This window comes from Tenacibaculum sp. ZH5_bin.1 (genome assembly GCF_042865525.1).
Classification (GTDB): Bacteria; Bacteroidota; Bacteroidia; order Flavobacteriales; family Flavobacteriaceae; genus Polaribacter; species Polaribacter mesophilus.
Genome location: NZ_JBEGIO010000002.1, coordinates 358,277 through 374,975, shown reverse-complemented (window position 1 = coordinate 374,975; position 16,699 = coordinate 358,277). Strand labels below are relative to the sequence as shown.

14 protein-coding genes are annotated in these 16,699 nt (G+C 29.4%); 3 read left to right on the top strand and 11 right to left on the bottom strand.

Features of this window, described 5'->3' with window-relative positions; genetic code table 11:
• Positions 1-44: 44 nt before the first annotated feature.
• From ABHQ57_RS09730 to ABHQ57_RS09680, 11 genes are all read right to left on the bottom strand, one after another.
• A complete protein-coding gene (locus tag ABHQ57_RS09730) occupies positions 45-986 on the bottom strand; it encodes an alpha/beta hydrolase (RefSeq protein WP_389863506.1) in 942 nt (313 codons plus the stop codon).
• A gap of 1,022 nt (positions 987-2,008) precedes the next feature.
• Positions 2,009-3,823 carry a CocE/NonD family hydrolase gene (locus ABHQ57_RS09725; protein ID WP_389863504.1) on the bottom strand — a complete coding sequence of 605 codons (1,815 nt, stop codon included), beginning with the start codon at positions 3,821-3,823 and terminating at the stop codon, positions 2,009-2,011.
• Between the two features lie 93 nt (positions 3,824-3,916).
• A complete protein-coding gene (locus tag ABHQ57_RS09720) occupies positions 3,917-4,636 on the bottom strand; it encodes a LytR/AlgR family response regulator transcription factor (protein WP_389863501.1) in 720 nt (239 codons plus the stop codon).
• Positions 4,637-4,641: 5 nt separating this feature from the next.
• Positions 4,642-5,694 (bottom strand): sensor histidine kinase, encoded by a 1,053-nt coding sequence (locus tag ABHQ57_RS09715; RefSeq protein ID WP_053056666.1) that lies wholly within the window; start codon positions 5,692-5,694, stop codon positions 4,642-4,644.
• 641 nt (positions 5,695-6,335) lie between these two features.
• Positions 6,336-7,436 carry a slipin family protein gene (locus ABHQ57_RS09710; RefSeq protein WP_389863498.1) on the bottom strand — a complete coding sequence of 367 codons (1,101 nt, stop codon included), beginning with the start codon at positions 7,434-7,436 and terminating at the stop codon, positions 6,336-6,338.
• 799 nt (positions 7,437-8,235) lie between these two features.
• Positions 8,236-8,751, bottom strand: a complete 516-nt coding sequence (locus ABHQ57_RS09705) for a tetratricopeptide repeat protein (RefSeq protein ID WP_389863495.1) — start codon at positions 8,749-8,751, stop codon at positions 8,236-8,238.
• A gap of 1 nt (position 8,752) precedes the next feature.
• Entirely contained in the window at positions 8,753-9,445 is a 693-nt protein-coding gene (gene prfH / locus ABHQ57_RS09700) for a peptide chain release factor H (RefSeq protein ID WP_073183998.1), read from the bottom strand.
• 100 nt (positions 9,446-9,545) lie between these two features.
• Positions 9,546-10,937: an RtcB family protein gene (locus tag ABHQ57_RS09695; protein ID WP_389863492.1), complete on the bottom strand. Its 1,392-nt coding sequence runs from the start codon at positions 10,935-10,937 to the stop codon at positions 9,546-9,548.
• Positions 10,938-11,644: 707 nt separating this feature from the next.
• Positions 11,645-11,941: a S26 family signal peptidase gene (locus ABHQ57_RS09690; RefSeq protein ID WP_231128412.1), complete on the bottom strand. Its 297-nt coding sequence runs from the start codon at positions 11,939-11,941 to the stop codon at positions 11,645-11,647.
• Between the two features lie 251 nt (positions 11,942-12,192).
• Positions 12,193-12,729: a hypothetical protein gene (locus tag ABHQ57_RS09685; protein WP_389863489.1), complete on the bottom strand. Its 537-nt coding sequence runs from the start codon at positions 12,727-12,729 to the stop codon at positions 12,193-12,195.
• A gap of 26 nt (positions 12,730-12,755) precedes the next feature.
• On the bottom strand, positions 12,756-13,211 hold the full coding sequence (locus ABHQ57_RS09680; protein WP_281979261.1) for an HAD family acid phosphatase: 456 nt from the start codon (positions 13,209-13,211) through the stop codon (positions 12,756-12,758).
• A gap of 150 nt (positions 13,212-13,361) precedes the next feature.
• Here ABHQ57_RS09680 and ABHQ57_RS09675 point away from each other — a divergent pair, with 150 nt between their 5' ends.
• The 3 genes from ABHQ57_RS09675 (at position 13,362) to ABHQ57_RS09665 (ending at position 16,698) form a co-directional block, all read left to right on the top strand.
• Positions 13,362-14,381 (top strand): YafY family protein, encoded by a 1,020-nt coding sequence (locus ABHQ57_RS09675; protein ID WP_159616988.1) that lies wholly within the window; start codon positions 13,362-13,364, stop codon positions 14,379-14,381.
• A 382-nt stretch (positions 14,382-14,763) separates the two neighbouring features.
• A complete protein-coding gene (locus tag ABHQ57_RS09670; protein WP_389863485.1) occupies positions 14,764-15,786 on the top strand; it encodes a helix-turn-helix domain-containing protein in 1,023 nt (340 codons plus the stop codon).
• A gap of 126 nt (positions 15,787-15,912) precedes the next feature.
• Positions 15,913-16,698, top strand: coding sequence for an SDR family oxidoreductase (locus ABHQ57_RS09665; protein ID WP_047788792.1), 786 nt, complete (start codon positions 15,913-15,915; stop codon positions 16,696-16,698).
• The last annotated feature ends 1 nt before the right edge of the window (position 16,699 follow it).

Sequence of the window (16,699 nt, the reverse complement as noted above, 5' to 3'; positions counted from 1 at the left end):
ATTAATCGATTAGGAGTTTAATACTTGTAAAAATTCTATCTAAATTATTTATTAAAAAATTCTGCTACAGCATCTGTTGATGCTTTTACAGCTTCAGGCTTATAATAAAAATCTACATGAGTAAACTCATCAAATGCTAATGTTGTGTTATCATTAGTAAGTTTTGCTATAAATTGGGTAGAGCAGGGGGCAGTAGATGCATTGGTACTGTATATTACTAAACTTGGTTGTACAATTTTATCTGCATAAGCCTCTCCAATAGAAATTAAAGACTGCATGGCTTGGTCTGCAATATGTATGTTTGAAGCATTTTTAACAGTTCCAGGGCCTTTTTCACCGTTTTTTCCATAGTAATTATACGTTTCTTCTGCCATTACTGGGTAAGTGGCAGTAGTAACAAACTCTTCTTTAGTCATTTCATCATCTAATCCAAATGGAGCATAATAATCAGGTTCTCCAGTTTCGTACTGTTTTTGCATAGAGTCATTAGCAGCTGCAATCATAGGGTCTGTAACTTCTCTACCTAACCATTGAAAACCATCTGCTGCCATCATACCAGAAACCATTGCTATTTTCTTAATTATATGGTCTGTAACTGCTGCTGATGCAATGATAGAACCACCCTGACAAACACCTAGTCCTTCAATCTCTTCTATAAAAGGAAGTGTACCGAGATAAGATACTGCATCCCAAGTATTTTCTATTAATCTAAACATGTATCTAGATTTTTTATGTTCTCCTGGTAATGCTGGTGAATCTCCCATTCCTAAATAATCAAATCCCAAAAAAACAAACCCTCTTTTTGCCATTTCTGGTCCATAGGTTGCCATAATCTGTCCTTTAACTTGTGGAAACGGACTAGCACTTACTATGGCTTTGTACTTCTTGTTTGAATCAAATCCTTTAGGTAGGTAAAGATCTCCTACTAATTCTACTCCAAATGAAGTGAATGTCACACTATTTTTTCCTGCTTTTAAATTGTTCATCGTTTTTATTTTTTAGTCGATATTGTGTTATCTGTTATACTTTTTTGCTCTTGATTCTGCTTATAGCAACTGTACAGCTATAGAATTAATTACAATGCAAATTTAAAGCCGTATTATCCTACAATACTTATACATTTTGGTATCAGACTTACACATTTTGGTTAAAACAATTTATTGCAAGAAGAAATTTCTCAAAGTATTAATGGTTAAATAATTTAGTCTTTATTTTACATAATATTAATTATAATACAAAATACTTTGTAAGCTATAATTCCATATTATGTAAAATATCCCAGAAAGTCTTGAACACACAATAAACTTTGGTACTTGGGTCATTAAAATTTCAAATACGAGATTCTTACGGGTTAAGATTTTAGATTTATAAGGAAAACCATTTGTAACTATAATTTGCCATTATGTAAAATTGCCGCTACCAAACGCTCGATTGCTTTTATAAAATCAAATTGCTTAATGCAATTTATTTATAACACAATTATCCATCGCTTGCCAACGCCAAAAAAAGCAAATGCTTTTGGCTTCGTATTCATAATTTGTCTGTAATTGAAATTTTCGTTGTAAAAAGTTTTCAGAAGCTTTTCGTTTAATATTTCGCAACAGTACAAAATTTTCCCTTGCTCAATTCCTCACTTAAAAATTTCTGTACACTTGCTTTATTCTCACTTTCATTATAGTATTTTTTTTATTGTAACTTCTAATATTATGTAAAATAAAAATTGAAACTGAAGAACTCATTAAGGTTTATTTATCTTTTTTTCTTGATAAAAAAAGAAACAAAAAAATCAAGACTGCATAAAACTTTGGAAACAATTAACGGCTCGTTACGCTATATTTTAGGAAACATTGTGACTAACCAAGATTGCTAAAGAAAATGGCTTTAAATACATAAATACCAATAAAAATAATACTAAACCCCTAAAATATAGTCGCTCCACTCTCCTATTGTTTTGACCAAAGTTTTATGAGGTCTACCTTAAAAAAGGAGTTTAGTATTGAATCAAAATTTAGTTAGAGAAAATAGGTATTTTGATATAACTATTATTATACCATTTAACTTCTAAAGGTATTTTAGCATCATTTATAGTTTCATTGCTCACATCCTTTCCTGTTCCATAATTTAATTGTTCAAAAGGATGCTTATTTATATTTAAAACCATTACTAACCTACTTCCTTTTTTTATTTTCTTACTAGTCATTCTTACATTGTTAAAAGGAATTTTAGTGATTCTGTTTGGAGCTAATAATTCTCTTTTTTCTCGATTTCTTACAAGGCTTGAACGACCAATATATTGAAGTGTTAGCTTAAAATATTTTCCTTCTGCTGTTTCCTCATATAACACAATGGAACAATCCATATCTTTTTTATTAATTGAAACACTTAATTCTCCAAAATATGAACCATTTAATTCAAAATCTTTTGTAAAAACATCTGTTACAAATGAGAAGCCATTTCCTATAGATAGTGAATCATTTACTATTGAAGGTGCATAGTAGTTATTTTGCCCCTCTAATGATCTGTCTTTAAAATCAACACTTTGAGAAATAAAACCTTTTTCTTTGGATTTTTCTGAAGCTAAAGTATAATGGAAATCATATCCATTATTTCCTGGTGTAAAGACTTTTGTAGTTTTAATATTTGATAATTTGTCACTTAAATAAAATGTTAGTGTATCATTGGCTATTTCCTTCAAAGTGGCAACGTGTTTCCATTGATTTGATCCCATAACTTGGAAGTTAATTTTATCTTTCAATATAGCTGGCTTTTTAGCTCCTTTGAAAATATAATCGAACCAATCCCAAATTAAATCTGTAATACTTATTTGTGCTACTTTATCTATCTCATATCTATTAAAATTGTGTTCAGGTACTCTTTGAGCTCCAAAATGACCATAAGGACCAATCACTAAATAATGCTCTGCCTTTTTATTGTATTTATAGTGTTGTTTTAGGTAATACATTGCTCCTATTTGTCCTCCATCATAGTAACCAGTTGTACTTAATACTGGAATATTTATTTTAGAAAATTCCTCCTTGTAAGGAATCATTTTTTGCCAATAAGCATCATAGGTTGGATGGTTTAGTTTTTTTTGAAATTCAGGGTTTGGTAATCCATCTAAACTATCCAAAAAACGATAAGATGTTCCTTTTTCATACCAAGTATTATTAAGTTTTCCCCATCTATGATATTGGTTGTATAATGTAGTATCTAAATATTTGTTATTCATCACATAATGAAACCAAGAATATTGAAAGTTCATATACACGCCATTTTCCATTGGTTCTGCAATTCCTGGTGCAGATGAAACAGACGGAATAATTGTTTTTAAAGCAGGATGCATTTTTTTTGTAGCTGCCCATTGTGTAAATCCATTGTAACTACCACCATACATCCCAACTTTTCCATTACTCCAGGGTTGTTTACTTATCCAATCAATAACAGCATATGTATCGTTCGGTTCAAATTCTCGATGGATCATTTTATCTGGACTCCAAGCTTTTCCTCTGGAGTAGCTTACAATTCCGATATATCCTTTTTTAGCGGCTGTTTTAACTTTTTCTAAATCAGCTTTAGGTCGGGCGTAAATGGTATGAATTAATATGCTAGTATTTGGTTTTGTTATTTTTGAATTTCTTACAACAATTGCTGCTATTTTTGCTCCATCTAGGGTTTCTATTAACAGACTATCTTGTACTAAATATTGCTCACCTTGTTCATTGATTTTTTTGACTTTTGACAGCGTGCCTTTGGTACTACAAGAAGTAATACCTATAAAGACTAATAGAACTATTATTCTGAAATTATTTAATATTTTTTTCATTTTTCTTGATTATGTTTAGGCATAGCTATGCCATATAGTTGTTTTGAAAACAGCTATTATTAAAATTATTATATTGTTTGTATTATTGGGGTTCTATAAACTATTCCAGTTTTTAAAACGTACTGATTGTCGACTTGAAACATCAAATGTTTCACCAGTAGTAAAAACTATTTTCAGCCTATTTTTTAAATGTGGAAATACGTCTTTTATATATTGTGTATTGATAATTTGACTTCTATTAATTCTAAAAAACACCGTTGCATCTAATTTTTTTTCAATTGTATTTAGTGATTGTTTTAGCATTGCTCTATTACCATTAAAATGAAACCTAGCATAATTTTCTAATGATTCAATATATCTGATATCTCTCAAAGGAATGAAATGACATTTTATTCCATCTTTGATAAAAATTTTATGCTGTATAGAAAAGGTTGTTCTTTTTGGTTGTGTTTTAGATAATTCCTCCTTAACTTTTTTTATACTCTTTAAAAATCGTTCTTCTCTAATTGGCTTTACCAAATAATCTAAAGCGTTTACATCAAATGCTTTTGTAGCATATTCGCTATACGCAGTGGTAAATACAATTTCAGGGACTATAGTTAATTCATTTAATAAATCAAAGCCTGTTTTTTCTGGCATTTGAATATCTAGAAAAATAAGATGTGGTCTTTTTGCTTCTATCAACGCTTTCCCGTTATCTGCATTATCTGCTTCCCCGACAATTTCAAATTCAGGTAGAAGATTTAGATATCGCTTTACTTCTTCGCGTGCTAATCTTTCATCATCTATAATGATAACTTTGTATTTTCCCATATTGTTCACCTTTTTGCTGGTATTGTTATAGTTGCCACTACTTCATTTTCATTAAAAGATTCAACTAAAGTGAACTTTGCTTTTTCTTTAAAATGCAATTGAAGTCTTTTTTTTAAGTTATTCAACCCAAAACGCCCATCGTTATTCCCTTTGACAATTAATTGACCTGGATTTTTTACTTGAATTAATATATTACTCGATTGTTTTGATATATTGACTTTGATTGTTCCTCCTTTTACTGAATTTTGAATTCCATATTTTACGGCGTTTTCAACTAAAGATTGAATAGATAAAGATGGAATTTTATAGTTTAATACTATTTTGTCAGTTGTTGTTTTTAATTGTAAACGTTCTTCAAAACGAAGTTTTTCCAATTCTATATAATCGTAAACTAATTGCAATTCATTTTCTATTGTTATTAAATTTTCTTTGGTATAGATGGATGAACGCAATAAATCAGATAATAAATCAATTGATCTTCTAGCTTTCGTCGGGTTTTCTGAAATTAAAGATTTTACACTATTTAATGAATTAAATAAAAAATGAGGTTTTAATTGTTTTGACAAATGATTTAATTGTTCTTGTTTAGCTAGAATAGATAATTCTGCGCTCTGCTTTGTTACTTTTAGTTTTTCTTTATGATAATGATATAAATGATACGCGAGTACCCATATAGACATTAATCGCAAGCCTGTCACTAATGGAGGATCCCAAAAAAATAATGAACTTATGAAACCAAAGTCTCTTTGCTGAATAAGAACCCAATATACAAACCATTTGAGATTGTTAAGAAGCATAAATAAAATAGCCAAAATTGTGATGGATATACCTATTTGAATGAAACTAAATTTATTAACAGGTTTATAAGTTCCTTTTTTTACTATTAATTTATAGGTGTGTGTTAAAAGCACACCAATTATGACATCTAAAATAAAGTTAACAACTGTATAAAATATTGAATAATCCTGTTTAAAATAAGCAATATATGCCCAATATAAAGAAGCAAAGCTCCATCCCAAGAATTGGTATTTCCAATATTGTGAGTTTGTATCTTTCATTTTTATATTTCCTCTTTGTGTCATATTCAATTGCAAAATAACTAAATATAGATAGGTTAGAAAAGATAAAATACATAAGCGTTGCAATAAGTTGATAAGCGTAATTTCTATTGCATTCCACACACATTCCACTACTCTCCTATCGTCGTTTCGTATAAAGAGTGTTCCAATAACTGTAGTGAAAGAAGCTTTGGAGAAGAAAACTTTTAAAAGAAAAATCAGCAAATGAAACTATTGCTTTTACCAAAGCAAAGTTACATAACGCGGTACATTATAATACATTTTAAATTGTGTAAATAGAATGACGAAGTGTTTTTTATTTAATTGTAGATATGTTTTATGGTATCTACAAATTTGTTACAGTCATTTTACGACACTGTAATTTTATTCATATCCACATGTAGATAACCTGTAACAATCTTTTTTATAAGTGTTTAATATTCGTTGAAGTTTCTGAATTATATTTTTAAATATTATGTTAAATATAATTCTTATATCTCCGTCTGAAAACTATTTAAAAGTAAAAGAATTTAGAAGTTAGGTTTTAGATATAAACAAATTATATATTTTTTATACCTAACTTCTAAACTTCTAAACTTCTAAACTTCTAAACTTCTAAAATTCTAATTTTGCCAATGTAATTATTTATTAGCTACAAATATTTCTTTTAACTGTTTAATTACATTTCCGTTTCCAGTAACTGTAATTTCTCCAATCTTATCAGCAATTTTTTCTACATACTCCATTTCTTTTAACTTAAACAACATTTCGTTGTCTTCCATTAATTTAGCAGTATTTAATAAGCTTCTCGTTGAGGCTGTTTCTTCTCTTCTGGTAATAATATTAGCTTGGGCTTTCTTTTGTGCTACCAATACCTGATTCATGATTTCTTTCATTTCTCCTGGTAAAATAACATCTCTAATTCCGCAACCTTGAATTACTACACCTAATTTTTCAGCATTCGCTTTTGTTTCTTCAAAAACTGCTTTTGACACATCTTCTTTGTTAGCTAATAATTCATCTAATGTGTAGTGCCCTACATATTTTCTCAATGCTAACTGCATGTTTACATATAATTGTTTTTCATAGTCTTTGTTAGCCAATAACGCTTTTTCAATATCAGTTACTTTGTACTGCGTATAAAAGTTAATTCTAACATTTGCTTTGTCTTTAGTTAACAATTCCTGACCTGCAATTTCTAATTGTAATTGTCTGGTGTCTACTTTCGCTATTTTAATAGTTGTTTCATTTTTCCAAAACCTATACGTCCCTCCTACCAATGTTTTTTGGTAGGTATCATTCACTAACAACACCGCTTTTTCGTAGGCAGCAACTTCAAAAGTTCTAACATATTTGTTTACCTCATAATTATCGAATAAAGAGGCATCAACTTTTTCAGTAATCTCAATCTTGCTTATATCTATTCTTTGAAAGGTTCTAGTAATAAACCCTTTCCAGAAAACATGTCTTCCAGCATTTAAAACTCTTTTAAAGTTATTATTTTCGTACATGAAAACTAACTCATTGTCTTGTACTTCAACAATCTCTAACATTGCTGCTAAAGTTGCGTCTTGTAACAACACTTCTAAAGCTACTGATGTATAAAAATCTTTTGTTAAATCGTATACTGCCATTGTTTGATTAAACCCTAACCAATGTGTACCCGCTTTAATTACCTTTATGTAATCTCCTTTTTTAAATACTAATCCTACTTTTCCTTGATTAATTGTTATTCTTTTCATAATCTTTTTGTTTTTAATTGTTTATACGTTGTTTTTCTCACCATAGAGAAATTTGTTTGTTTTTGTAAAAAGTACTGAATGTTAATGCTTATAAGCCCACGGAAATAATAAGATTACATAGCTTTTGTATTGTTGTTTACTACATGGGTTATACTAATTGATACTATAACTGACATACTAAATTTCAATACATTGTTTATGTAATGGTTATTATTTCAAAGTACGTTTATAAGTGTTTATTTAAAAACTCATTAAACATTCAACACTTTAGGTTCATCAGTTTTACAAGATGATGAGCTTCCTGATGACTTTTCTCAAGTCGTGAGGTCGGACTCGAACCGACATGCCGTAAGGCTTACCATAATTACTAGAACCGAAATCCAGTGCGTTTGACCACTCCGCCATATCCTTTCGGATAGTGGGATTCGAACCCACGAATTTTAAATGTCTATTGTTCTATCCAGCTGAACTACATAACTTTCGTTATGGCAGGATTCGAACCTGCGTACATAGAGTGAGATTATTTTTTGGTAAATAATCAAAACCTTCAAGACCAGTTGCATATACAATTCTAATACAAATACTGTAAGAATGTATACAATGGTGCTATACAGAAACACGCAACAAGACTTGCTTGATATTTTTATTATACGATGTAAATGAACTTTTATAACTACCTCATTATACCTTTTGTTATAATGAGCTTTTCATAGCAATTTTTATCTCACAGCAAACATCTTTTTCATAAGTACACTGCAAATATTACACTGTATTACGCAATGTTTTTGCGTACTAAAAATTATTTTTGATTTTTCTTACTTTTTTTCATCTTTTTCTTAGGAAGTTTATCCTCTACACGTTCTATATGTTCTCTTACAGTTCGCATATAGTCACTATTATACGTGTGTTTCTTAGCAAGTTTTAAAGTTTGTAATGATTTTTTATACGCTTTTTTCTGTTCATATAATTGGGCTTTTCCTATATATAAAATTGCTTTATCTGAACCTTTTATGGTTAGTGCGAAATCGATAAATCGTTCAGCTTCTTCATAGTCTTCATTCCATAATAACACATTAATATAATGCGGATATACGTTAAAAGCATACATGTTTTCTGCTAAAGCCTCTTTGTAATACAGTTTTGCTTTTTCAAAATCACCTAAGTGCTCAGCGTAAATGCGTCCCATTAAGCACAACGCTACTACATTTTTTTCTTCATACGCCAAAGCATATGTTAATGCCTCCATGGTTTCTTCTAATTCATATGGAAAAGCATCTAATGCTTTAAATATGTAATTGTTTGCTAATGTTTTCATCTTATTCTAATTGTTTACGCAAATCGCTTTTTAATTGATTACGCGTTGTTTTAAATCTTTTTTTGTTGTTTTTAACTTTAAAGTCAGTTCCTACAAATACTTTTACTGGATTTCCTCTTTCTAAATCTAAATGGTTCTCCCATTCTTGTTTTATGGTGTTTTGTAATTGATGCACATTATGATTTGCTATCAAGGTTTTTAAGCGTTGTATAGCTATCTTTTTATTTTGATGCTGTGAACGACTTTCTGAAACCAATACTTGAATTCCTGTTGTGCTATGTTTAGCTCTAACAGCCGAACTTACTTTATTTACATGTTGTCCACCAGGTCCAGAACTTCTAATTGCCTGAAACTCGATGTCTTTTTCTTGTATAGTTAACTCATTATTATATTCCAATTCAAAACAACCTATAAACCAGTTTTTGCGTTTATGGTATTTTCTAAAGGTTGATTTTCCTATCCATTGAATAGTGCCCAACCAATCTTTTAAAAATAAAGACAGGTTATTTCCTTTGAGTTGAACACTTACTGATTGTATGGTGCCATTCTCTATTCCATTTTCTTTATGAAGAATGTCATACGTTATCTTATGTTCTACTACAGTTTTTATAAATGCTTTTAGCACTTTTGCTACTACCCAGCAACATTCCGAAGGTCCACGACCCGCTGTAAATTGTATTATTTTTATGTTCATTTTAATTTCCTATTCCTGTCATTACGAGTGAAACAAAGCAATCTGTTAATCGGTAAGCAGATTGCTTCAGTTGTTATCTCTTTCAGAATGACGATTCTTTTTACTTATCCATTCGTACGATTTTCGGTGTAAAAGTGCCTAATACTTCAACTAACTCTTGTTGATTAGCCATTACCTTTTTGATATTTTTATACGCCATAGGAGCTTCATCTACTCCACCTCCAATGAGCGTAACTTCATTCATTTTTAACTGATGCTTAATATCACTTTTGGTAAATTTCTCTTTACACTTCCTTCTTGAATGTTTTCTTCCTGCTCCGTGTGATGCCGATTGTAAACTCTCCTGGTTTCCTAAACCTCTAACAATGTATCCTGGTGCGGTCATAGACCCCGGAATTATACCCAATATTCCTTTATTGGCCGGTGTTGCTCCTTTTCTATGTACAATACATTCAACTCCATTTAGCTGTTCTTTCCAAGCAAAATTGTGATGATTCTCAATCATTGCTAAAGGTTTAATTCCTAATAACTTTGCAATTCGTTTATGAATATTATCATGACATGCCTTGGCATAATCACCTGCTAAATTCATTGCTAGCCAATATTCTTGTCCGTCATGCGTATCTAAATCTAACCATGCTAAATGTTGTACGTTTTTAGGTAACGGACATTGTTTACTCGCTAAGTAGGTATAGTGTTTTGCTATGTTTGCTCCCAATCCACGTGATCCGCTATGCGTTAACAATCCCACATACTCTCCTACAGGCACATTAAGTTCATTGTGTTCATCTGTTATAGTTACCATTCCGAACTCCACAAAGTGATTTCCACCTCCAGAAGTTCCTAATTGATTATATGCTTTTACTTTTAACCGTTTTAGTAAGGGGATGTCTTGGAACTCATTCCGTTCAAAAATTTCATGGTCTTGTTTTTTATCATGTGTTTCATACATTCCAAACTTGGTATGTTCCTTCAAGACATTTTCTAATTGATGTTGCTTCCCTTTTAAATAAGAAGCTTTCATCGGAAAAATACTCAATGCCATTCTACAGCCAATATCTACTCCTACCCCATATGGAATTACTGCATTTTCAGTAGCAAGCACGCCACCTATGGGTAATCCGTACCCTGAATGTGCATCAGGCATTAAAGCTCCTTGTACCGCAATTGGTAATTTTAAAGCATCGTACAACTGAAACTTAGCTTGCTCATCAATTTCATTTTCTCCATAAATAGAAAACGGAGCTCTTGTATTTCGTAATTCATGCATTTTAATTTCAACAGGCTTGGTTAAACCTTCAGCAACTTTACCCCAAATAGCATTTCCTTGATATTTTTCTGGATAAAGCAATACATTTTTTGCTTCTTCTAAAATGCGTTCTTTCTTTTCTTTTTTTCTATATCGGTTAATTTGCCCTAAGGCAATATTTATACTATTGTTTTTTGGAAAGCCTAATTTGATTAGATCTTTTCCTTTTAGTTTATTTCCCATGTTGAGACATTATAATGTTGGGCACCAATTTTCTAATTAGTGCTTTGTATCAATATTTTTCTCTTTGCTTCGGAAATTGAAAACTATGCGGAAATGTGTAGCATAAAAAAATCCGAAACGTTATTGAGGCTTCGGATTTTTCATATATAGGTTATTATTATTTCTATGTATGAAGAAAATCGCGAAGCATGTGTACAAAAGAACCTGGTTCTTTTACTGTACTTATGTTTAATTGATATTTGAACATGCTTACTTCGTTTTTAAAAATTATTATTTTGTTGTTGAGTATGTTTATACTTGAACTGCGCTCTGTATAAAAATTACTGGTGCAAAGATGTGAGCCTTTTTTGAATTACACAAGTTTAAAACGGTTTTATTTCACTTAAAATCAAACACTTACACTAAAATAAAGATATAAGTATCTTATCCGAATTTCTTCAGACTAGTAACCTGTTGGTTGTAAGCTATGTAGCATTTTACATGTAACTTTCAAAGACTTGAAGTTTTTTATAAAAAAAAGCGTCCAAATTATATAATTTGGACGCTTTTAGTGATTTTATACTACAATAACCTTATTGATAACTCCATAAAAATCGCTTTTGAGCGTCCGATATGTGTATGAATGCATTAGCATAGGTTAAAATTTCGTTTAATTAATTTATAAAATATGGAGAACCTTCATTCTCTTTTTTTCTTTATTAAAATGCCTATGGCATTGGTAATATCTCTACTACTATTCCATATACATTCTTAGTCCACCCGTTTATTCTTCCATGATTGTTTCCTATTTGCAAACCTCTTTTATTGTTTTTTCCTTTTACAAGGTGCGTAAAACAGTTTCCACGAACTTTGCAATACACAATATCGCCAACCTTACAATTTTCCCAGTTTATTGGTTTTAGTTTTACAGGCTGTTTAGATTTTAAAATAGGCAACATAGAGTTACCTGGCTCTTTTGAAATAATGGTTTCTCCATTATTTAATTTTTGAATTTTCCAATTCATTAGTATCATATTTTATAAATTATGTAAAACACTATTGCCTTACATATCTCATAAAATTACCAAGCCATTTCAATGAACTGCTGCAAATATGATATTTTTAGTTGGTTTTACCTATTAGATTGATTTTAAATTAAGTATTACTAGTTTAATCTACTCCTAAAGCTTGTTTAAATAAATCGATACTCTTTCTTATTAAACTTTTGTTTTCATCTAGTTTTACTTCTTTTATAACATTATTTTGTTTTAATACCCTATCTTTTTACTTCTATTTCGCAATTTAAAAATCCATACCAATCTTCATTTTCTTTGAATGAATTAAATTTTGAAATGACTTTTTCTGAAAATAATTTTGCTCTATCTATTACCTGCTCATTTGTTAATGAATAATAATAGAAACCATCCCCTAAAATATTGTCATTTAACATATAAAATTCAAATAATATATCGTATTGATATTCAGTTTGTGAATTTAAACCTGATAATGAATTAATTGCACTTAAAACAACCTCATTTTCATTAGACCTTGATAGTGTCAAACATAAAGAATACACTTCTAAACTTAATAGTTCTTTCTCAGAGCTGTTATCTTTTATAAGGTTTAATAACCTTCTTCTATAATCATTAGATTTATAATTAATATTTATAAAGTCAAATAGTAAATCTTTACTATTGAATTCGTTATTTTCTACCAGTTTGTATAAAAAGCTTTCAAAAACTTCTATGTCAATTTTATCTACCAAAAGCTGATATGCCTTTTGTTTTAACTTTTGAGTTATTTTTCTTTCCATTATTTTTAATCAATTGTTGTTGATTCTTAAAAATCACCATAAAATACTTGTAAACAAGGGAGTTTTAATTCTTTTCTCCATAAATCAACCACCTGATTCCTATCATCTAAAACAAACTCAATAAAGTACTTATGCTCTATTTTTCTTTTAAATACCTCTTCTTTAATAATCGCATCTTTCCTATTATCTTTTGATTTACGCATCCATAGTGCGTCATAAGCTATTTCATGCTTTTTTAACCAAGATACTGTTTCTGATTGATATTTAGCTTCTCTACCTGATAAAAGAAGTATTTTATATCCTAATTGTTGGTAATTCTTTACTAAATTAACGATAGGCATATTAGGTAAATCTTGTTCACACCTACTACCATCAAAAGGACTTCTGTTATGTATCAAAGATAAAGTTCCGTCTAAATCACAAATAATAGCTTTTGTTAAAGCTTCATCTTGATTTCTATATTCATTTTTTAGTTTTTTCATTTTCTGTATTTTAAATATTTTTTATGTTCATGGCAACTTCCCCACTTAAACGACCTCTTTTTCTTAATCACACTACAAATATTTAGCTGTATTACGCAATCTTTTTGCGTACTAAAAAAGAATTTATCATTTTTACTAAAAAATTATAAAATGGCTTCTAACAAAAATGCACTAATTCGATATAAAACAATTGATCAATGCCTCCGAAACACCATGCGTACTTGGACTTTGAATGATTTAATTGATGCTTGTTCGGATGCTTTGTATGAATACGAAGGAAAAGATATTTATGTAAGTAAAAGAACGATTCAGTTAGATATTCAAATGATGCGTAGTGATAAATTAGGGTATAATGCTCCAATTGAAGTCTATCAACGAAAATATTACCGTTATGCTGAAGAAGGGTATTCCATTATGAATATTCCTGTGACTGAAAACGATGTAAAGGTGATGAATGATGCCATTCAAGTATTACGTCAGTTTAAAGACTTTTCTTTATTCAAAGAAATGGACGGAGTGCTACAACGTTTAGAAGATTCGGTATATTCTTCTCAAAAACACAATAGAGCTATTATTCATTTAGATAAAAACGAACAGCTAAAAGGCTTGTCATTTATAGATCCTTTATACAATGCCATACAGCAAAAAAAAGTATTAAAAGTAAATTATCAGTCGTTTAAAGCAGAAAAAGCCAGTACAATAACCTTGCACCCACAATTATTAAAGGAGTTTAATAATAGATGGTTTTTATTAGCACTCGTAAAGGGTAAAGAAACAACCTTAGCTTTGGATCGTATAAATTCTGTAATGGAAGTTGAAAACACAACATATATAGATAAAGCAATTAATGGTGATGTTTATTATAAAGATGTTGTTGGTGTCACAGTTTCAAATACGAGACCACAACGTATTGCTTTTTGGGTAGATAAAGCAAATACTCCTTATGTACTCACGAAACCTTTTCATAAATCTCAACGATTGATAAAATATACAGATGACGGGGCTATCTTTAATATTTTAGTTATTCCTAATTATGAATTAGAGCGTTTAATTTTGGGCTTTGGTGATAGTATAGAAGTGTTAAAACCTGAAAAACTTAGAAAAAGAATGATTCAGAAACTAGAAAACTCTCTAAACAGATACGCTATTAAAAAGCAGACACAACTGTAGCTTTATTCTTTAGTACAAAAAAGTGAACTTTTAATCCGAATATATTATTTAGTGTTTTTAATTGTCAGAAGTACAACCATTTGGCAAATGGAAGTGCCAATCGGTAATAGGGTCTGTATTAAATTTAGATTTGGTAAATACATATATTGCCGCAGAGAAAAACTTAACAATTTTATTCCCTTTTCCTGAGGAATTATTACCAACTAAAAAAGTCTAAGTAATACTACGGTTAATTAATAAAAAAACTTAAGTGTTAGACCCTATTAAATTAGAGATAAGAACTTATATTTGTGAGAAACAAAATTAATTGCTTATCTATTTTATTCAAATACTTGTTTTTTCTTCATTAATACTACTTTCTTTTATCATGCTTTCAAACCCATTGAGAGTAAATAAAAAAGCTAATATTTGGTTTGGGATAACTTTATTTTTATGGTCAAGTTTTTGGTTAGAAGAAATTGTTTTGCTAACAAAGGCAGAACCTTTTGGTCTTTTTTTTAACTTAGTAATTTCATTTATACAATTTTTCACCCCTATACTACTATATATCAGTGTTTTGTTTTTTTCTAATCCTAATTATAGTTTTACGTTTAAAGACAGCACGGTATTTATTATACCAATAGTTTATTTAATTGCAATTATTTATGATTACATCTCGATTATTAATTATCAGTTTTTATTAGTAACATTAATACTTGTTAATGCGATTATATTTACTACAAAATCGTTTTTAAGACTTCGTATTCATCAACGAAAAATAACTTTGTTTTCATCTAATACTGATGAAATTAATTTGAAATGGTTAGAAAATATTATTCTTGTAATTATGGTTCTAGTTTTAATTATAAGTGTTTTTAACCTTGTTTATATTGGACTACCCTTAAACCTATACCTAAACATTATTACGTTAGGTGTTGTCTTGTTTATGACTTACAACTCCTTAAAACAAAAAGAAATTTTTCCGACCAACCAAAAACACCGTGAAGATATTATTGCTATTGAGAATGATGATGATGATGAAATTGATACTAATAAACGAAAAATTATTAAAGACAAAGAGCTTGTTATATTAAAAGCTAAATTAAATGCTTTGATGAAAACTAAACATTTGTATTTAGATAACAACATTAATTTGGCTTCTTTAGCGGAAGAAATGCAAATAACATCGCACCAATTATCATATGTTATAAATAATGGATTTAATCAAAATTTCTATCAGTTTATCAATAGTTATCGTATAGAAAAAGCTAAAAAATTATTAATGGATAAATCTTCTGAAAAACTATCTATATTAGGTATTGCATTTGAGTCTGGTTTTAGTTCTAAAACTGCTTTTAATACTACATTTAAAAAGCTTACAAATCAAACACCTTCGGAATTTAAAAAACAAAGTTCTAGTTTATAACACAGAACAATACTAGTGTTTAAATCATTGATTACCAATAGTTTGAATTCTTGTTCTCATTTATAAACAAGGGCATTTTAAATCATCTCTTGTTCTAATTTTGTTTACATATTTTAAAAAAGACAAATGAAAGAATATACAGATAATACGTTTGCAGTTATTACAGGAGCAAGTCAAGGGTTAGGAAAAGCTTTTGCATTAGAATTGGCCAAAAGAAAACACAATCTCATTTTAATTAGTCTTCCTAAACAAAATTTAAATAAACTGGCTAACCTAATTGAAACATACTACAATGTTAAAGTAGCCTATTATGAAACTGATTTTTCTTCAGATGCTAACCTTAAATCATTAACTAGTTATTTAAAGGAAAAATACGCTATTAATATTCTAATTAATAATGCTGGTACTGGTGGAACAAAAAAAATAGAAGATGTTTCTCTTAATTATATTAATAATATAATTCAAGTCAATATAAAAGCAATAACAATACTTACACATCAATTACTTCCTAATTTAAAAGAGCAAAAAAAATCATATATTTTAAATGTATCAAGCATTGCTGCTTTTTCCCCTCTAGGTTATAAAACAGTTTATCCTGCTTCAAAAGCTTTTGTTCACTCATTTTCATTAGGTCTTTCAGAAGAGCTAAAAAACACTAATGTTTCTGTTAGTGTTATAAACCCTGGAGCTATGAAAACAAATCCAGAAATTACTGCAAGAATAAAAAAACAAGGCTTTTTAGGTAAATTAACCTTGTTAGATCCAAAAAAGGTTGCTAAGTATTCAATAAAAAAAATGTTTAAACGAAAAGCTTTTATAGTTATAAACCCAATGAGTTGGTTTATTTCTATTCTTTTACCTAATTGGATAAAAATACCTATGATGACAAGTATAATAAAAAGAGAAGCTTAAA